Below are 18,642 nucleotides of genomic sequence, written 5' to 3'. Positions count from 1 at the left end.
CCGGTCCGGTGTCGGGCCTCCCGTCCGTCAGCGGGGTGCGTCGGGGCGACCGCCGCTGGTGGCGGCGTCGATCAGCGCGCGACGGACGGGTGCGCGCGGAGCTCCTCGGCCACCAGGAAGGCGAGCTCGAGCGACTGCATGTGGTTGAGGCGCGGGTCGCACAGCGACTCGTACCGGGTCGCGAGGGTCGCCTCGTCGATGTGCTCCGAGCCGCCCAGGCACTCGGTGACGTCGTCGCCCGTGAGCTCGACGTGCATGCCGCCCGGGTACGTGCCGACCGCGCGGTGCACCTCGAAGAACCCGAGGACCTCGTCCACGACGTCGTCGAACCGGCGGGTCTTGTACCCGTTCGGCGTGGTGAGCCCGTTGCCGTGCATCGGGTCGGTCACCCAGAGCGGGTTCGCGTCCATGCCCTTGACCGCTTCGAGCAGCTTCGGGAGCTCGTCGCGGATCCTGCCGGCACCCATCCGGGTGATGAAGGTCAGGCGGCCCGGCTCGCGCTCCGGGTCGAGCTTCTCGATGAGGGCCCGCATGTCGTCGACGCTCGTCGTCGGCCCGAGCTTGACGCCGATCGGGTTCCGCACGCGGGACAGGAAGTCGACGTGCGCCCCGTCGAGGTCGCGGGTGCGCTCCCCGATCCAGATGAAGTGGCCGGACGTGTCGTACGCCTGACCCGACCGGGAGTCGATCCGGGTCATCGGGCGCTCGTAGTCCATGAGCAGGCCCTCGTGCGAGGCGTAGAACTCGACGTGCTTGAGCGCCTCGAAGTCGGCGCCGCACGCGGCCATGAACTGGATGGCACGGTCGATCTCGGCCGCCAGGTTCTCGTACCGGGCGTTCGCCGGGTTCGCCGCGAAGCCCTTGTTCCACGAGTGCACCTGGCGCAGGTCGGCGAACCCGCCCTGCGTGAAGGCGCGGACGAGGTTCAGGGTGGACGCCGCCGTGTGGTAGCCCTGCACGAGCCGACGCGGGTCGGCCTGGCGGGACTCCGGGGTGAAGTCGTACCCGTTCACGATGTCACCGCGGTAGGCCGGCAGGGTGACGTCCCCCCGGGTCTCGAGGTCGCTCGACCGGGGCTTCGCGAACTGCCCGGCCATGCGGCCCATCTTGATGACCGGGGTCGACGCACCGTAGGTGAGCACGACGGCCATCTGCAGGATGGTCTTCACGCGGTCGCGGATCGAGTCCGCGGTGGCGCCGGCGAAGGTCTCGGCGCAGTCGCCGCCCTGCAGCAGGAACGCCCTGCCCTGGGCGGCGGCGGCCAGGCGGTCGCGCAGCTGGTCGACCTCGCCCGCGAAGACGAGCGGCGGCAGCGTGGCGATCTCCGCGGAGGCGGCCTCGGCAGCGGCGGGGTCCGGCCAGGTCGGCTGCTGCTTGATCGGGAGCGTGCGCCAGTGGTCGAGCCCCGCGATCACGTCAGGGTCCTGCAGGGTGAGGGAGTCGATCGACTCGGACAAGGCTGCACCTCGGTGTTCTGGTCGCACGCGGCCGTCGCCGGGACGGCGTCCCGACGGTTGTGGGACTGTCCGAGCCTACCGTCCGGGTGTGACCCGACGCTCCCGCATGACGGTCTCCCGGGCGGTCGTCGCGCGCTCCTTGACGCTCGTCGCGTAGACGTCTTCGTACTCCTGCCGGCTCAGCCCGCGGAGCTCGTGCATGATCTCGTCCGTCACGCTGCGGAGGATGAAGCGGTCGGTCTCGAGTCCCTCGAAGCGGGAGAAGTCGAGCGGCTTGCCGAAGACGACGCCGACGCGCTTGAACTTCGGGAACTTCTGGCCGATCTGCTGGACCTCGCGGGTGCCGACCATCGCGACGGGCACGACGACGACCCGGCCCTCCAGGACCATCCGGGCGATGCCGGTCCGGCCGCGGTAGAGCTTGCCGTCCGGGCTGCGCGTGCCCTCCGGGTAGATGCCGAGCTGCTCGCCGCGGGCCAGGACCTGCAGCCCGGTGCGGAGCGAGGCCTCCGATGCCTTGCCGCCGGAGCGGTCGATGGGGAGCTGCCCGATCGCGTTGAAGAACGTCTTCGTCGCCCAGCCCTTCAGCCCGCGGCCGGTGAAGTAGTCGCTCTTCGCGAGGAACGACATCCGCCGGTCGAGCACGGCGGGCAGGATCACGGAGTCGATGAACGACACGTGGTTCGACGCGAAGATGACCGGCCCGGACCGCGGGACGTTCTCGCGGCCGATCACCCACGGCCGGAACAGCGTCAGGATGAGCGGGCCGAGCACGAAGTTCTTCAGCAGCCAGTAGAGCATCGTCGACTCCGTCGGGTGGGGTGTGGTCAGGCCGTGCGGGCGTGGATGCGGGCGAGGTCGGCGGCACCGACCACCCCCGCGTCGTTGACGAGCTCGGCGATCACGAAGTCCGGCTCCGGGTGGTAGCCGCGGGCCGGGAGGTTGTTGAGGTACGCCTGCTTGATCGGCTCGAGCAGCCGGTCCCCGGCGCTGGCGACCCCGCCGCCGAACACGAACAGCTGCGGGTCGAGCACCGCGGACAACGACGCGCACGCCTCGCCCAGGTGCCGTCCGAGCCGACGCAGCGCGGCGAGGGCGCCGGGGTCGTCGGCCAGGATGAGGTCCCCGACGACCGCGCCGTCCAGGTGGCCGCCGTTCGCGTCACGGGCCTCGGCCAGTGCCACGCCGATGCCACCGGCGTCCGCGACGTCGTTCGCCATCCGCTGGAGGGCGCGGCCCGAGCCGTACTGCTCGATGCACCCGCGCGCGCCGCACCCACAGGGCAGGCCGTTCGGGACGATGCGGAGGTGCCCGATCTCGCCGCCGGTGCCGAACCCGCCACGGAACAGGCGGTCCTCGGTGACGATCGCGCCCCCGACACCGGTGCCGATCGTCAGCATGGTCATGTCCGACACCAGGCGACCGGCACCGAAGCGGAACTCGGCCCACCCGGCGGCGTTCGCGTCGTTGTCGACGGTGATGTGCAGGTCGCCGAGACGCTCCTGCAGCTTCTGGCGCAGGGGTTCGTTCCGCCAGCGGATGTTCGGCGTGTAGTAGACGATCGACTGCGATGCGTCGATGAAGCCCGGCGCCGCGACCCCCACCGCACCGACCTGGTGCTGGAGGCTGAGGCGCTCGACCATCGACACGACGTCGTCGAGCATGGCGATCGGGTCCGCAGCGTTCGTGGCGACGCGGTCCTCGGCGAGGATCTCGCCGAGCTCCGTGACGACCGCTCCCGCGATCTTGGTGCCCCCGATGTCGATTCCGATGGCATGCACGAAGACGCAGCCTACCGGTTCGGTGGCGGCGCACCGAACGGGTGGACGCTCACCGAACTCCGGAGGAGTCGTCCTATGCTGAGTGTGAGCCGTCTCGACGATGAGCGGACTCACATCGAACCGGCCGACGAGGGAGTTGCCGTGACCGATCAGCGTGCCGACCGCACCACGTCCACCAGCAGGGGCGGGTCCCCTGCCGAACACGGCGCCGGCCCGGTCGCACCGGACCACGGTTCAGCGGCCCGCCTGCTCTCCGACCGGGCGAAGCTCACGCCCGACCGTCCGATCCTCGCCGAGCGCACCGGCGACACCTGGACCGGCATCAGCGCCGCCGACGTCCTCGCGCGCGTCCGCGGCATCGCGAAGGGCTTCGTCGCAGCGGGGCTGCAGCCCGGCGCCCACGTGGCGATCCTCTCGCGCACGCGGATGGAGTGGACACTCGTCGACTTCGCGGTGTGGACCGCGGGTCTCGTGTCCGTCCCGGTGTACGAGACGAGCGCGCCGGACCAGATCCGGCACGTCCTGGCCGACTCCGAGTCCGTCGCGATCGTCGTCGAGCAGGAGGAGCACGCCCGACGGGTCGCCGGCATCACCGCCGACCTGCCGCACCTCGGCCAGCACTGGACGATCGACGGCGGCGGTCTCGACGACCTGACCCGCCTCGGCGAGGACGTCAGCGACGAGGAGCTCGACGGCCGGACGGCCACGGTGTCCGGGCGCGACGACGCCACGATCATCTACACCTCGGGGACGACCGGGCGCCCGAAGGGCTGCGTGCTCCGGCACGACAACTTCACCGCCACCGTGGAGAACGCCACCGAGGCGATGTCGGAGGTGGTGGCCGGGGACGCCTCCACCCTGCTCTTCATCCCGATGGCCCACGTGTTCGCCCGGTTCATCGCCGCGATGTCGGTCTCCGCCGGCGTGCTCGTCGGCCACGAACCGGACACGAAGGACCTGCTCAGGGCGGTGTCGACCTTCAAGCCGACCTTCCTGCTCGCGGTCCCCCGGGTGTTCGAGAAGATCTACAACTCGTCCGAGCAGAAGGCCGACCTCGGGGGCAAGGGCAGGGTCTTCCGCGCGGCAGCCGCGACCGCCGTGGCGCACTCCGAGGCCGTCGCGGCCGGTCGGGTGCCGCTCGGCCTCACGCTGCGCTTCCGGCTCTTCGACAAGCTCGTGTACGCGAAGCTCCGGGACGCACTCGGCGGTCGGGTCCGCTACGCGATCAGCGGGTCCGCGCCGCTCTCCCCGCGCCTGTCCCACTTCTTCCGCTCGATCGGCGTCGTCATCCTCGAGGGCTACGGCCTCACGGAGACGACCGCGCCCGCGACGGTGAACCGTGCGACGGAGCTGCGGATCGGCACCGTCGGTCGTGCCCTGCCGGGCGTGGAGGTCCGGATCGCGGACGACCAGGAGATCCTGATCCGCGGGGTCGACGTCTTCGACCGCTACTGGCGGAACCCGGAGGCGACGGCGGCGGCGTTCCGCGACGGCTGGTTCCGCACCGGCGACCTCGGCCGGCTGGACGCCGACGGGGTCCTCACCGTGACCGGGCGCGCGAAGGAGCTCATCGTCACCGCGAGCGGCAAGAACGTCGCGCCGGCGCCGCTCGAGGACGCCATCCGCGAGCACCCGCTCGTCGGGCAGGTCGTCGTGGTCGGCGAGGGCAAGCCGTTCGTCGCGGCGCTCGTCACGCTCGACCGCGAGATGCTCCCCGGTTGGTGCGAGGCGCGCGGGATCGCACCGGCACTGAGCCCGCAGCAGGCCGCTCGCGACGAGCGGGTGCAGCAGGCCGTCCAGGAGGCGGTGGACGCCGCGAACAGCCGGGTCTCCCGCGCCGAGTCGGTCCGGTCCTTCTCCGTCGTCGACGCGGACCTCACCGAGGCCTCCGGTCACCTCACGCCGAAGCTGACGATCAAGCGGGCGGTCGTCCTCCGGGACTTCTCAGCCGACGTCGAGCACATCTACTCGGGGTCGGCCGTGCAGACGACGTCGACGCCGGTCGTGCCGTCGCGTCGGCGGCCCTGACAGCGCTGACGGTCCCGCGGCTCGACCGCCTGGAGGCCCGTCACCCGTCTGCGAGACGGGTGACGGGCCTCCAGTGCGTCGTCTGTGGGGGGACCGAGGCGCCGCAAGCGCTGCTGGCCGGCCCCACACGACTCAGGCCTGCGGGACCTCCGGGGAGTCGATCGGATCGAGCACCGCGGTCGCGGCGGGGCCGGACGAGGTCGGCTCCGGGAGTCGGTTGGTGCGGGTGCGGTGCGAGCTGAGCTCGTCGTTCTGAGGTGCCATCGTGCTCGTCCTCGTGCGTGGGATGTGAGGTCGGCGGGAGACCGACCCGCACACGCTACCGCGTGATCTGGCTGTCCTGACAATCCCGCGTCCGGGTGTCATGACCGGCGTCGGAGGGACGCCGGTCATGGCTGCTCAGCGGCGCATCATCACCACGGCGGACGACACGGCCCGGACGGTCGAGACACCGGGGTGGGTGATCGCGACACGGACCCGGTACTTGGCCTGGGGCAGGGAGCCCAGGGCGAAGCGGACCGAGTTCGTGCCGTCCTTCACCGCGATGTCCTTCGCGATCGTGTGCCAGTCCCCGGTGCCCTTCCGTGCGACCGACACGGCCGCCGTCGCGCCCGGTTCCCAGGCCGCGTCGTGGAACGTGACGGTCGTCGGGCCGGTCGAACTGGGGTCGGCCCGCAGGTGGATCGCCTTGAGGTGCCAGGTGAGGGCTCCCGGGTCCTCGTTCGGGTCGTAGCGGAGCTGCGTGATCGATCTGCCGTTCCAGCCGAGTTCCGGGGCGAGGGCGTCCTCGTCCAGGTCGTTCTGCGCGCTGAGGTCGATGTCGATCCGCTTGGCGTTCACGCCCGACCAGGTGAGCATGTCGTTGCCGATCTGCGGCACGGTCGACGACTGGTCCCACCAGATGAGCCGTGCCATCTTCCCGCCGCCCGGTGTGCCCGCGAGCGAGAACGACCCGTCGTACGAGTACTCCACCGACAGGTTGTGGTACGTGTCCGCGGCGAACTTCGACACCGGCAGTGTCAACTGCGAGTCGCCGGGGTACTGACCGGAGTTCCGCGCGGTCATGCCCCGTCCGCCGTACCCGAGCACGGTGGCGTACTTGACGCCGACACCGCTCGCGTTGTCGGCGGTGGTGAAGACCCAGGGCTTCCCGCGCTGTCGCGTCGCCAGGTCGACGCCCTGGCGCACGTTGGGCGAGTCGACCACCGGGCGCGGCCGGCGCACGACGGTGGTGGTGCCGTAGGTGCCGGCCGGGTAGGCGGCGTGCGCCCCGCCGGTGCCGTGCAGGCGGGTCCAGTCGATGCGCGCGGTCCCGGTCTTGCCGGCGGGCAGGACGACCGGGTCGAGACGGAGCGCGACGATCTTGCCGGACCAGGCCCGCTTGGACTGCAGGGTCGAGGAGGCCAGGGACAGGTCGTAGACCTTGTTGCCGGGAGTGACCGGGAACGTGATGCCGCCGCCGCACTCGGAGGTCTTCTCGCGGCAGGTCCACCACCACACCGCGCCGATCTGGCGGTCGAACGGCTGGTCCATCTTGAACGACAGCCGCTTGTACCGGGAAGCGTCGACGGGCTTCGCGGCACCGTCACGGCCGTACGGCAGGCTCCCGCTGATGGTGTCGACCAGCGACACCGCGTCGCCCGAACGGAGCGCGACCTGGAGCTTCCCCGCCTTCACGGACGTGGGGGTCCCGACCGAGTCGGTGTTCTGGTCGGCGGTGTTCGAGTAGTTCCACGGGTCGCCGTAGACCTCCGAGGCGAAGTCCGGCGACTCGACCTCCCGCGTGGCGGCGGCCGCGGGTGCGGCATCGGGCACGACGCTGACGGTGGTGCCCACGAGTGCCGCGAGGGCGGCGGTGACGATGACTGCTGCGGTACGACGACGTGTCGCCGGGCGGCGCTGCTGCATGCTGCTGATCCCCTGACCTGGACCGCCACGGCGGCGGTACCAGGTGACCGTACACAACGCCGGCGCCTGGGTCTGTCCGCCCTTGAGCGGACAAACCCGCTCCAGTTCGGGGGGGGTGGTCGGCGTTCGGCGGTCAGTGGAACCAGTCCTGCGCGCGGATGTCCCGCAGCGCCTGCCGCCGGGTCTCCGGGTCGAGCGTCATCACGTACACCGTGCCGTCGAGGTGGTCGCACTCGTGTTGCAGGGCCTCCGCCATCAGGCCGGTGCCCTCGAGCACGACCTCGGCACCGTCGACGTCGACGCCGCGCACCTTGGCGTAGGGGAACCGTCGCGTCGGGTACGCCAGACCCGGCACCGACAGGCACCCCTCGTCCATGAGCTCGGGCTCGCCCGCGGTCTCGACGAGCTCCGGGTTGAGGACGTACCCGACCTCGCCGTCGACGTTGTAGGAGAACGCACGGAGTCCGACACCGATCTGCGGCGCCGCGACGCCGGCACGACCGGGCTCCTTGACGGTGTCGACGAGGTCCTGGACGAGTTCGCGGACCCCCTCGGAACCGATCCGGACGGGATCGGCCGGTGAGCGGAGGACGGGGTCGCCGAACAGGCGGATGGGACGGACGGTCACGTTACTGCAGCACCACCAAGAGGTCGCCGGCGTCCACCTGCTGGGTCACCGGGATCGCGAGACGGCCGACGGTCCCCGCGACGGGGGCCGTGATGGCCGCTTCCATCTTCATCGCCTCGATGCTCGCCACGGCCTGTCCGGCCTCGACGACGTCACCGACGGCGACCTTGAGCGTCACGACCCCGGAGAACGGGGCGGCGACGTGCTTCGGGTCGGACCGGTCCGCCTGCTCGGCGGCCTTGGTCTCGACGACGACGGAGCGGTCACGCACGGCCACCGGCCGCAGCTGCCCGTTCATGGTCGCCATGACGGTCCGGACGCCCTGGGCGTCGACCTCGCCGATCGCCTCGAGCCCGACGAGCAGGTTCACGCCCTTGCCGAGCGGCACCACGTGCTCCTCCCCCTGGCGCAGGCCGTAGAGGTAGTCGACGGTGGGCACGACGGAGAGGTCGCCGTACTCGTCCCGCACCTCCTGGAACCGGCGCGTCGGCTGCTCGAACAGCAGGCGGTTCAGGGCCTGCTGCCGGACGGTGCCCGGGGTGTCCAGTGCGGCGCGCTCGTGCTCCGGCACCGGGGTGACGGCGATCCGGACGTCGCGTCCGGCCAGGACCTTCGACCGGAACGGCTCGGGCCACCCCCCGGGCAGGTCACCGAGCTCCCCCGCCATGAAGCCGATCACGGAGTCCGGCACGTCGTACTTCTCCGGGTGCTGCTCGAAGTCCGCGGGGTCGGCGTCGACCGCGGCGAGCTGCAGCGCGAGGTCGCCGACCACCTTCGAGGACGGCGTGACCTTCGTCGGACGGCCGAGGATCCGGTTCGCCTCGGCGTACCAGTCCTCGACCTGCTCGAACCGGTCGCCGAGCCCGAGGGCGATGGCCTGCTGGCGGAGGTTCGACAGCTGTCCGCCCGGGATCTCGTGCTTGTAGACCCGGCCGGTGGGGCCGGCGAGCCCGGACTCGAAGGGCGCGTACACCCGACGGACCGCCTCCCAGTACGGCTCGAGGTCACCGACGGCGCCGAGGTCGATGCCCGTGTCCCGCTCGGTGTGCGCGAGCGCCGCCACCAGGGCCGACATGCTCGGCTGGCTCGTCGTGCCGGCCATCGGGGCCGCGGCCACGTCGACCGCGTCCGCTCCGGCCCGGGACGCCGCCATCAGGGTCGCGAGCTGCCCGCCCGCGGTGTCGTGCGTGTGCACGTGCACGGGCTGGTCGAAGCGCGCACGCAGGGCGGTGACGAGCCGCTCGGCCGCCCCGGCGCGGAGGAGGCCCGCCATGTCCTTGATCCCGATGACGTGCGCGCCGGCCTCGACCATCTGCTCGGCCAACCGGAGGTAGTAGTCGAGCGTGTACAGGTCCTCCGCCGGGTCCAGGAGGTCGCCGGTGTAGCAGAGCGCCGCCTCGGCGACCGCCGTGCCGGTGGCGAGCACGGCCTCCAGGGCGGGGCGGAGCTGGCTCACGTCGTTCAGCGCGTCGAACACGCGGAAGACGTCGACGCCGGTCGCGGCGGCCTCGGCGACGAACGCGTCGGTCACCTCCGTCGGGTACGGCGTGTACCCGACGGTGTTGCGACCACGCAGCAGCATCTGGATCGGGATGTTCGGCATCGCCGTGCGCAGCGCCGTCAGGCGCTCCCACGGGTCCTCCCCGAGGAACCGGAGCGCGACGTCGTAGGTCGCGCCGCCCCACGCCTCCATGCTGAGCAGCTGCGGGGTGAGCCTGGCGACGTGCGGGGCGACCGCGACGAGGTCCTTCGTGCGGACGCGGGTGGCGAGGAGCGACTGGTGCGCGTCGCGCATCGTCGTCTCGGTCACGGCGAGGGCGGTCTGCGCACGCAGCGCCTCGGCCCACGCGGCCGGGCCGACCCGGAGCAGCAGGTCGCGCTGCCCCGTCGGCACCGGCGCAGCGAGGTCCGTGGCCGGGAGCTTCAGCGCCGGGTCCACCACGTGGGCGGCCGGCGAACCGTTCGGCCGGTTGACCGTGACGTCCGCGAGCCAGTTGAGCACCTTCGTGCCGCGGTCCTTCGACACGTGGCCGTCGAACAGCTGCGGGCGTTCCCCGATGAAGGCGGTCGAGACGTCCCCGCGGGCGAAGTCCGGGTCCTCGAGGACGGCCTGCAGGAAGGGGATGTTCGTGCTGACGCCGCGGATGCGGAACTCGGCGAGGGCACGACGGGCGCGGGCGACCGCCGCCGGGAAGTCACGACCGCGGCACGTCATCTTCGCGAGCATCGAGTCGAAGTGCGGGCTGATCTGCGCGCCGGTGGCGACGGTGCCGCCGTCGAGCCGCACGCCGGCGCCACCCGGGCTGCGGTACGTCGTGATCCGGCCGGTGTCGGGTCGGAACCCCTGCGTCGGGTCCTCGGTCGTGATGCGGGTCTGCAACGCGGCGCCGTGGACCGCGACGCCGTCCTGCGACAGGCCGAGGTCGGCGAGCGTCTCCCCCGCGGCGATCCGCATCTGCGACTGCACGAGGTCGACGTCGGTGACCTCTTCCGTCACGGTGTGCTCGACCTGGATGCGCGGGTTCATCTCGATGAAGACGTGCCGGCCGGCGCGCTCGCCCACGGTGTCGAGGAGGAACTCGACCGTCCCCGCGTTCACGTAGCCGATCGAGCGCGCGAAGGCCACGGCGTCGCGGTGCAGTGCCGCCGCGATCGACGGGTCGAGGTTCGGCGCCGGTGCGATCTCGACGACCTTCTGGTTCCGCCGCTGCACCGAGCAGTCCCGCTCGAACAAGTGGATGGTGCCAGCATCGTCTCCGGTCGCGTCGGCGAGGATCTGCACCTCGATGTGCCGTGGACGCAGGACCGCCTGCTCGAGGAACATCGTCGGGTCACCGAACGCGCTGTCGGCTTCGCGCATCGCCTCCTCGAGCGCCGGACGGAGCTCCGCGGGCGTCTCGACCCGGCGCATGCCGCGTCCGCCACCACCGGCGACCGCCTTCGCGAACACCGGGAACCCGATCGCCTCGGCGCCGGCGACGAGTTCGTCGACGTCGCTGCTGGCCGGCGTGCTCGCGAGGACCGGGACCCCGGCGGCGATCGCGTGCTCCTTCGCGGTGACCTTGTTGCCGGCCATCTCGAGCACGTGCTCACCCGGACCGATGAAGGTGATGCCCGCAGCGGCGGCCGCCGCGGCGAGCTCGGGGTTCTCGGACAGGAAGCCGTAGCCCGGGTAGATCGCGTCGGCACCGGACTCGCGGGCGACGCGGATGATCTCGGAGACGTCCAGGTAGGCACGGACCGGGTGACCACGCTCCCCGATGAGGTACGCCTCGTCGGCCTTCAGCCGGTGCAGGGAGTTGCGGTCCTCGTACGGGTAGACCGCCACGGTGCGGGCACCGAGCTCGTACGCCGCGCGGAAGGCACGGATGGCGATCTCGCCACGGTTCGCGACCAGGATCTTGTCGAACACGAGGTCCCTTTCAGCCCGGGTTGAGGTCTCACAACCCTACTGGCGGTAACGTTGCTCATCGTGCATGTACTCAGCGTGAGCTCGCTCAAGGGCGGTGTCGGCAAGACGACCGTGACACTCGGCCTGACCTCGGCAGCGTTCGCCAAGGGTCTGCGCACCCTCGTGGTGGACCTCGATCCCCAGTCGGACGTGTCGACGGGACTCGACATCGACCTGACGGGCCACCTCAACGTGGCCGACGTCCTCGAGAACCCCAAGGAGAAGATCGTCCGTCAGGCGATCGCCCCCTCCGGCTGGACGAAGGGGTCCCAGGGCAAGATCGACGTCATGGTCGGATCGCCCTCGGCCATCAACTTCGACGGCCCGCACCCGTCGATCCGCGACATCTGGAAGCTCGAGGAGGCCCTGGCGAACGTCGAGGCCGACTACGACCTCGTCCTCATCGACTGCGCGCCGTCGCTCAACGCCCTGACCCGTACCGCCTGGGCCGCGTCGGACCGCGTCTCCGTCGTCACCGAACCCGGCCTGTTCTCCGTCGCCGCCGCCGACCGTGCCCTCCGCGCGATCGAGGAGATCCGTCGCGGACTCTCGCCGCGCCTCCAGCCCCTCGGCATCATCGTCAACCGCGCCCGCGTGCAGTCGCTCGAGCACCAGTTCCGCATCAAGGAACTCCGTGACATGTTCGGGCCGCTCGTGCTCTCCCCGCAGCTGCCCGAGCGCACCTCGCTCCAGCAGGCGCAGGGTGCCGCGAAACCCCTGCACGTGTGGCCGGGTGAGTCCGCGCAGGAGATGGCGCGGAACTTCGACCAGCTGCTCGAGCGGATCATGCGCACGGGCAAGATCGGTCCGTACGCCGACGGCGCGAGCGCCAGCGCGGAGTAGTCCGCGTCGGACGGCATGGAGGGCCGCTGGTGGGCGGCCCTTCGTCGTTCCGGGACCGGACGCCAGCTCGGTCAGGTCGGCGAGCGGTCACGACAGCCTGCTCAGGTCGCCGAGCGGCCTCGGATCGTCGGGTCGAGCGTGCCGGAGCGCTCGACCGCGACCGCTCGGCGAAACCGCGGGACGCCGACGAGTCTGCGGGACGCGGTCTGCGCCCCCGCTGGCTGCGGTCGGTGGTGTCGAGGTTCCACGACGTGCCGCCTGCGTTCGTCGCGGTTCCGGGATCCCGGCATCCGGAGCGTCGAGATGCCGCAATCGCGGAACCTGGGGCGGACGGCGCATCCCGCCGCTCGGCCCCGAGGCGGCGAAGGCGCGAGCGGGTCGCGCGTCAGGAAGCGCGCGTCGCCCGGCGGGCGGCGAGCTCGTCGCTCGGGTCCTCGGCGGGGGTGGCGTCGAGTTCGACCAGCGAGGACTCGACCTCGCGCAGGACCTTGCCGACCGCGATGCCGAAGACGCCCTGGCCGCGCGACACGAGGTCGATGACCTCGTCGTCGGAGGTGCACAGGTACACCGAGGCACCGTCCGACATCAGGGTGGTCTGCGCCAGGTCGCTCACGCCGGCTTCGCGGAGCTGGTTCACGGCGGTGCGGATCTGCTGCAGGGAGATGCCGGTGTCGAGCAGGCGCTTGACGAGCTTGAGCACGAGGATGTCGCGGAAGCCGTACAGGCGCTGCGACCCGGAACCGGCAGCACCGCGGATCGTGGGCTGGACGAGTTCGGTGCGGGCCCAGTAGTCGAGCTGACGGTAGCTGATGCCGGCTGCCTTGGCGGCGACGGTGCCGCGGTACCCGTTCTGTTCGTCGTGCTCGGGCAGGCCGTCGGTGAACAGCAGCCCGAGGTCGTACCGCGTCATGTCAGACGGGGTACCGGGGACATCGTTCCCACTCATCAGCTTGCCTTCCACGACGATCGAGCTCCCACCCGAAGCTTCAACAGCGGGTTGAGAGTTGTTCCGAGGTCCACGGTAGCGAGTCGGGCGGCGTGGAGGCGGGACATCCGCTCCGGCGCGTCCGGCGTGTCGAGGATATGCCCGGGCACCGACGGCCGTCGAGGGTCGACCCGCTCCGGGGCGCTCACGAGTCGAGCCGACCGATGGCCGCTCGGATGAGTGACGAGCGGATGACCTCGAGGTGTCCGGCGATCTCCCGGGCGAGTTCGAGCGCCTTGGCGCGCGAGGTGGCGTCACCCCGCCGCGACACCGGCATGAGTGCGGACTCGATGAGCCCGACCTCCCGCTCGGCGGTCGCCCGGAAGGTGCGCAGGTGTCGCGGCTCGATCCCGGAGCGCTGGAGCTCGACGAGGGCCTTGAGGACGCCGACGGACTCTTCCCCGTAGAAGTCCGCCGCGGGGAGCAGGGACGACGAGACCGCGTCCCCCACGAGCATCGGGGACGCTCCGGCCACGCGCTGGAGTTCGTCGCGCGAGTACCGCCGTTCCCGCCCGAGCATGGACGGACGAGGCACGTCCCCACCGCCCGGCAGCGTCGGCTCGCGGCCGGCGTCGAGGTCGGCGAGGTACTCCTTGATGACCTTGAGCGGGAGGTAGTGGTCCCGCTGCAGGCCGAGCACGATCCGGAGTCGGTCGACGTCGGCCGGCGAGAACTTCCGGTACCCGCTCTGCGTCCGGACCGGGGTGACCAGCTCGCGTTCCTCGAGGAACCGCAGCTTCGAGCTGGACAGGTCCGGGAAGTCCGGCTTGAGCCGCGCCAGCACCTGTCCGATCGTGAGCAGGTCCGGCGCCGGCGACACCGCCCGCGCCGCAGCGGAGCGGGGTGCCACTACGCGTTCGCCAGGCGCGCCAGGTCGACCCGGGAGGCGTAGAACGTCAGGCGGAACTTGCCGACCTGGACCTCCGACCCGTCGACGAGGAGCGCTTCGTCGATGCGCACACCGTCGAAGTACGTCCCGTTGAGGGAACCGAGGTCCTGCACGCTGAAGGACGTCCCGCGGCGGATGAAGTCCGCGTGCTTGCGGGACACCGTCACGTCGTCGAGGAAGATGTCGGCGTCGGGGTGCCGTCCGGCCGTCGTGACGTCGGAGTCGAGGAGGAACCGTGCTCCGACGTTCGGACCGCGTCGGACGACGAGCAGCGCCGACCCCGACGGCAGCGCCGAGATCGCGTCGCGTTCTTCCGCGGAGACTCCGGCCTCGGGCGTGAGCGCCGCGGCGTTCTCCATGCTGAAGGTCAGCGTGGTGTCGACCAGCCGCTGCTCCGGGGTTCGTCGTCCCGGCTGCGGGACCACTGGATCTGGCATCGTGGACCTCCTCCTCTTGGTCGCCCAGCGTATCGGAAACCAGCCGGTCGGCGAGAGCCCCGTCCACAGGGGACACAGCAGGCTCCCCGCCGACCGGCGGGGAGCCTCCTGTCCGGTGACTGTCGGACCGCGACCGGTCAGCGCGTCGCGCCCTCCGGGGCTGCCTTCCCGGCGCGGACGTCCTGCAGGATCTCCTTCACCTCGGCGTCCTTCAGGCGGGTCCACGGCGAGCCGTCCGGGTCGCTCGTGGACGCCTCGGGGCTCTCGCCGGTGTTCCACCACTTGGCCTGGTAGGGCGTGCCGTCGAACAGGACCCGGTCGCCCGTGTCGTACGCCGCGGTCCCGGACCACCCCGCGTAGGTGCCCTTGGGCAGCGTGAGCGGTGCGACCGGCTTCTCCCCCGCGAGCACCGGGCCGACGAGCTGCCACGGCGTCTCGTACGCGCTGAGCACGGCGTCGTCGGGCAGGTCGCCCGAGGTCCACCACTTCGCCTCGTAGACGTTGCGGTGCCAGACGATCTTCGTGCCCTCGAGGTAGGAGGCCTCGTCGTCCCAGACCGGGTACGGGCTCGTCGACGGGTCGTCGGTGGGCTGCACGGTCGAGGACGGCTCGGCCTTCGTGACGTCGCCCGAGGCCGCGACGATGCCGCCGCCGAAGCCCTTGCCGAGCACGTCGGCGAAGAGCACACCGTCCTGGTCCACGCCCGAGCAGGAGTTCGACACGGTGGAGAGGTTGACGTAGTTCGAGCCGCACGTGGTGTCGCGGTTCAGGGACCACATCGACATGCGTCCGAGGCCCTGCTGCTTCGCCCAGGCGTTGAGCTTCCGGGCGTCGGTGAGCGAGAAGACCTCGTCCTGTACGTCGTTCTGTCCGATCATCGGGGTGGCGCCGACCTTGTGCCACAGGGTCCGGTCGCCGAGCGGCGTCCCGGCCCGCGTGTAGAGGATGCCGAGCTGGCGCTTGACCTGCTGCAGCGTCTCGACCGATGCCGAGTACATGCTCTGGCTCGAGCCCTTGCTCGCGCCGTAGTCCATCGTCATCGCGTTGACGCCGGCCAGGTCGACCCCGGCACGCAGGAACTGCGCGACCGCCCGGGTGCCGTCCGCGGTGAGCCCGCCGGGTGCGGCCGGCAGCGTCAGCCACACCGCGAGGGGGTGCCCGGCGGCGCGGCGCTGCTCCTGCAGGTCGGCGACCGCTGCCGCACGGCGCTTGCCGGCGTCGGCCTTCGTCAGGTCGTCGCTCTCGATGTCGAAGTCGACGGTCGAGACGTCGTACCGCTTCACGACGCTCTGGTACGCCGAGACGAGCTTGCTCCGGTCGGTGCAGGTCGTCGCGAGCTCGTCGTTGGCGAGCCCGCCGAACGACACCGCGACCGCGCCCTTCTGCTGCTCGAGTCGGGCGATGCGCCGGTCGAGGTCGAGCTGGTCGCCCGCTTCCTGCAGCCCGTACGCCGCGCCCCACGTCGGCGTGCACGCCTCGTCGTGGTCGGCGACCACGAAGGACAGCATGACGTCGCGGCCCGCGGTCGACTTGACGTCCTCGAACGGGAACGTCGGGGTGACGGTGACGTCGGTGTAGGCGGCGAACCAGGGCTTCACCGTCTCGGCGGCCTGGGCGCTCTGCCAGCGGTCCAGCCCGGCGTAGCCTCCGGCGGCGACCGCGAGGGCCACCGCGGCGGCCACGGTCACGCGGATCGGGGACAGTCGTCGTGTGGTGCTCATGGTCAGGCCGCCGTCTTCTCGTCGTGGTGCACGGTGTCGTGCCGGGTCGCCAGGTGTTCCGGCATGGTGGTGCCGCGCTGGCCGAAGTACAGCACCGAGCGCCAGTCCTCCGTCGCGGGCACGGGCTCGGGGACCAGGCCGCGCCGGGCCGCCTTCGCGGAGAGACGGGCCTCCTTGCGGGCCGCACGGCGTGCGGCGCGGGCGGACGGGTCGTAGAACATCCACCCGGTCGCCCAGAGGAAGACGTCGACCACGGAGTTCCAGACACCGATGTAGGCGACGATCGCGTACGTGGCGAGCAGGGCGTTGAACGCGGCGAACGTGGCGTTGCCCCAGTTCTCGGCGCCGAAGTCACGGACGAAGGTGAACACCGAGAAGGCGACGATCGCGTACGGCGCGAGGACGTAGAGCGCGGGCGAGGCGGTGCGGTCCCGGACCTTCGGCGTGCGGGCGAACGGGATCTTCTTCGCGGTGAGCGCCTGCTGGATGCTCTTGAGCACCCCGGCGACGTTCACCGGCATGAGGATGAGGTTGAACCCGTAGATGCGGAGGATGTCGGTGCGCTTGTACCCGCAGTACTCCAGGTCGCTCGCGAAGAGCCAGAAGTACGGCAGCGCGGCGAGGAGCACCATCGGGCTGAGCAGCCGGGAGTCGTACGGGTAGGCCAGCAGGAAGATGAGCCCGAGCGAGCCCCACGCGATCGACGCCATGTAGTTCACGCGGAGCGCCATCTCGACCACGCTGACGCGCTCCCCGCGTGCCTTGCGCTCACGCACCTGGCGGATGTACTTCGGCAGGATGAGCAGCCCGCCGTTGGCCCAGCGGCGTCGCTGCACGATGAGCGAGCCGAAGTCCGGCGGGGTGGCGCTGTAGGACAGTCGCTCCGGGTAGTTCACGAGCGTCCAGCCGTGCATGCCGAGGTCGACGCTCGACTCGGTGTCCTCGATGACCGTGCGGTCCTGCACGTAGCGCTTGACCTCGAAGCCGCCGACGGTCTCGGTCTCCTCGATGTCGCGGAGGGCCCGGGTGCGGATGACCGCGTTCGCGCCGACCCAGAAGGTGGCGCCGTACTTTGACATGCCCTGGTGCAGGATGTGCTGGATGTCGGTCGTGGCACCGGCCAGGCGCTCGATGCGGGTCGCCGCACCACGGAACGACGAGTACGGGGTCTGGGTGACGGCGACGTTCGCGTTCTCGGGCTGCTCGAGGAAGTAGACCAGGCGCAGGCAGTAGTCGCGCAGGAGCACCGAGTCGGCGTCGAGCGTCAGGACGTAGTCGGAGGCGGGGACGACCAGGTCGGCCTCGGCCGGGTCCGCGACGGTGCGGAGGACCGTGCCCGATGCGGTCTCCTCGTACCGGTAGGCGCCGCCGAGCAGGCCGAGGTAGGAGTTCAGGTTCATCGCCTTGTTCGCCTCGTGCGAGAGGTTCGCGTAGCGCTTCCGCTCGAAGGTGGTGATCTCGGCGGTGAACGTCCAGGTGAGCCGGCGCTGCAGTTCGACCGCACGGGCCGAGGTCACGTCGGTGACCTCCCGGTCGCCGGCGTCGGTGATGGCGGCGTCGAGTGCTTCGGCGGTCAGGCGGAACTCGTCGGCCAGGCCCACGAGGACCTGGTCGTGGAAGAAGTGGTCCACGTGGTCGGCGATGCCGTGCTCGCGTGCGTGCCGGCGGAGCCAGGCGTCGGCCCAGCGGTGGTGCGCGACCAGGGTGCGGAGGGCCGCCACGGAGGCCATCGGCGCCTGCTCGGCCTCGATCTCGGCGAAGAACAGGGCTTCGCGGAAGCGGTGGGACGGGGCCGCGAGCTGCGCCTGGATGGACGCCGCCACGGCGCGGGTGCGCTCGAGCTTGGCGGCGGTCTCCGGGTCGGTGGGGAACGGGTCGTCGTCGACGAGCAGGACGACGCGGAGGGACGGGTACTCCTGCAGGGCGGCGGACCAGAGGGTGGTCGCGACGACGTCCGGCTCCTCGGCGTAGCTCGGCACGAGGACGGTCAGCGGCGACCCGTGTCCCTCGGCGAAGTGCCGGTCGAGTTCCGCACGCGGGACCCGGACGTGGGTCGCGAAGCGCTCGAGGGCTCCCTGGCGGGCGACCAGGTGCATGAGGGCGGAGAAGGTGAGGAACGTGACGACGACCAGGTACGAGACGGCCTCGGTGGTGAACCGGAAGCTCTCGGTGCCGTAGTCCAGGAACTGTCGGATCACCGTGTAGACGAGGTAGGCGAGCCAGAAGGCGATCGTCAGGATGATGGCGACACGGCCGGAGACGAGCTTCCGGTCGGAGGGGCGAGCGTGGATGGTGTCGAGCGGCCGGGTCCGCCGCTCGGCCCCCCACTGTCGACGGCGCATCGGGGCGTCGTCCAGCTGTTCGGGCATGCTGTCCTTCGTTCGTACCGGACCAGTGGCCGTCGGGTGTGGCCGCTGTCGGGAGTCCGGTGTTCGTGGACGACGGTACGGCGACCGTGCGCTCGGAGCGGACCCCCGGACGGGGGGTTCTGACCCCCTTCTGCGGGATACCGCA

The 18,642-nt window shown here is 71.2% G+C and carries 14 protein-coding genes; 2 read left to right on the top strand and 12 right to left on the bottom strand.

Annotated elements, in window-relative coordinates; translation table 11 throughout:
• Positions 1-71: 71 nt before the first annotated feature.
• The 3 genes from DEI84_RS02745 to DEI84_RS02735 form a co-directional block, all read right to left on the bottom strand.
• On the bottom strand, positions 72-1,415 hold the full coding sequence (locus DEI84_RS02745) for a class II 3-deoxy-7-phosphoheptulonate synthase (RefSeq protein ID WP_110889856.1): 1,344 nt from the start codon (positions 1,413-1,415) through the stop codon (positions 72-74).
• A gap of 117 nt (positions 1,416-1,532) precedes the next feature.
• Entirely contained in the window at positions 1,533-2,258 is a 726-nt protein-coding gene (locus DEI84_RS02740) for a 1-acyl-sn-glycerol-3-phosphate acyltransferase (RefSeq protein ID WP_110889603.1), read from the bottom strand.
• 26 nt (positions 2,259-2,284) lie between these two features.
• Positions 2,285-3,238 (bottom strand): ROK family protein, encoded by a 954-nt coding sequence (locus tag DEI84_RS02735; protein WP_110825507.1) that lies wholly within the window; start codon positions 3,236-3,238, stop codon positions 2,285-2,287.
• A gap of 141 nt (positions 3,239-3,379) precedes the next feature.
• On the opposite strand from DEI84_RS02735, the gene DEI84_RS02730 reads away from it, so the two are divergent.
• Positions 3,380-5,266: an AMP-dependent synthetase/ligase gene (locus DEI84_RS02730; RefSeq protein ID WP_375537638.1), complete on the top strand. Its 1,887-nt coding sequence runs from the start codon at positions 3,380-3,382 to the stop codon at positions 5,264-5,266.
• Between the two features lie 132 nt (positions 5,267-5,398).
• Here the strand turns inward: DEI84_RS02730 and DEI84_RS15895 are convergent, their stop codons facing one another.
• From DEI84_RS15895 to DEI84_RS02715, 4 genes are all read right to left on the bottom strand, one after another.
• The gene (locus DEI84_RS15895; RefSeq protein ID WP_258368247.1) at positions 5,399-5,530 is read right to left on the bottom strand and encodes a hypothetical protein; all 132 of its coding nucleotides are present in this window, start codon (positions 5,528-5,530) and stop codon (positions 5,399-5,401) included.
• Between the two features lie 135 nt (positions 5,531-5,665).
• On the bottom strand, positions 5,666-7,174 hold the full coding sequence (locus DEI84_RS02725) for a hypothetical protein (RefSeq protein WP_110889601.1): 1,509 nt from the start codon (positions 7,172-7,174) through the stop codon (positions 5,666-5,668).
• 133 nt (positions 7,175-7,307) lie between these two features.
• Positions 7,308-7,802 (bottom strand): peptide deformylase, encoded by a 495-nt coding sequence (locus tag DEI84_RS02720; RefSeq protein ID WP_110889600.1) that lies wholly within the window; start codon positions 7,800-7,802, stop codon positions 7,308-7,310.
• Between the two features lies 1 nt (position 7,803).
• On the bottom strand, positions 7,804-11,214 hold the full coding sequence (locus DEI84_RS02715; protein ID WP_110889599.1) for a pyruvate carboxylase: 3,411 nt from the start codon (positions 11,212-11,214) through the stop codon (positions 7,804-7,806).
• 60 nt (positions 11,215-11,274) lie between these two features.
• Here DEI84_RS02715 and DEI84_RS02710 point away from each other — a divergent pair, with 60 nt between their 5' ends.
• Positions 11,275-12,096: a ParA family protein gene (locus tag DEI84_RS02710; RefSeq protein WP_110825506.1), complete on the top strand. Its 822-nt coding sequence runs from the start codon at positions 11,275-11,277 to the stop codon at positions 12,094-12,096.
• 385 nt (positions 12,097-12,481) lie between these two features.
• Here DEI84_RS02710 and DEI84_RS02705 read toward each other — a convergent pair whose 3' ends face one another.
• The 5 genes from DEI84_RS02705 to DEI84_RS02685 all read right to left on the bottom strand — a co-directional run bounded on the left by DEI84_RS02705 (position 12,482) and on the right by DEI84_RS02685 (position 18,497).
• Entirely contained in the window at positions 12,482-13,042 is a 561-nt protein-coding gene (locus DEI84_RS02705) for a MerR family transcriptional regulator (protein WP_110825505.1), read from the bottom strand.
• 184 nt (positions 13,043-13,226) lie between these two features.
• Positions 13,227-13,931 carry a MerR family transcriptional regulator gene (locus DEI84_RS02700; protein WP_110889598.1) on the bottom strand — a complete coding sequence of 235 codons (705 nt, stop codon included), beginning with the start codon at positions 13,929-13,931 and terminating at the stop codon, positions 13,227-13,229.
• Positions 13,931-14,407: an FHA domain-containing protein gene (locus DEI84_RS02695; protein ID WP_110825255.1), complete on the bottom strand. Its 477-nt coding sequence runs from the start codon at positions 14,405-14,407 to the stop codon at positions 13,931-13,933. Before DEI84_RS02695 ends, DEI84_RS02700 begins: the two co-directional genes overlap by 1 nt.
• Before the next feature lie 137 nt (positions 14,408-14,544).
• Positions 14,545-16,128 carry a chitinase gene (locus DEI84_RS02690; RefSeq protein WP_220032709.1) on the bottom strand — a complete coding sequence of 528 codons (1,584 nt, stop codon included), beginning with the start codon at positions 16,126-16,128 and terminating at the stop codon, positions 14,545-14,547.
• 2 nt (positions 16,129-16,130) lie between these two features.
• The gene (locus tag DEI84_RS02685; RefSeq protein WP_110889597.1) at positions 16,131-18,497 is read right to left on the bottom strand and encodes a glycosyltransferase family 2 protein; all 2,367 of its coding nucleotides are present in this window, start codon (positions 18,495-18,497) and stop codon (positions 16,131-16,133) included.
• Positions 18,498-18,642: the final 145 nt, after the last annotated feature.

The organism is Curtobacterium sp. MCBD17_023 (assembly GCF_003224415.1).
In the GTDB taxonomy this organism is placed as follows: domain Bacteria; phylum Actinomycetota; class Actinomycetes; order Actinomycetales; family Microbacteriaceae; genus Curtobacterium.
This window is presented reverse-complemented; position numbering and strand designations above follow the sequence as displayed.

Coding starts and splice junctions, on each gene's coding strand:
- DEI84_RS02740 (WP_110889603.1), bottom strand. CDS start 2,258: ATGCTCTACTGGCTGCTGAAGAACTTCGTGCTCGGCCCGCTCATCCTG.
- DEI84_RS15895 (WP_258368247.1), bottom strand. CDS start 5,530: ATGGCACCTCAGAACGACGAGCTCAGCTCGCACCGCACCCGCACCAAC.
- DEI84_RS02725 (WP_110889601.1), bottom strand. CDS start 7,174: ATGCAGCAGCGCCGCCCGGCGACACGTCGTCGTACCGCAGCAGTCATC.
- DEI84_RS02705 (WP_110825505.1), bottom strand. CDS start 13,042: ATGAGTGGGAACGATGTCCCCGGTACCCCGTCTGACATGACGCGGTAC.
- DEI84_RS02695 (WP_110825255.1), bottom strand. CDS start 14,407: ATGCCAGATCCAGTGGTCCCGCAGCCGGGACGACGAACCCCGGAGCAG.
- DEI84_RS02690 (WP_220032709.1), bottom strand. CDS start 16,128: ATGAGCACCACACGACGACTGTCCCCGATCCGCGTGACCGTGGCCGCC.
- DEI84_RS02685 (WP_110889597.1), bottom strand. CDS start 18,497: ATGCCCGAACAGCTGGACGACGCCCCGATGCGCCGTCGACAGTGGGGG.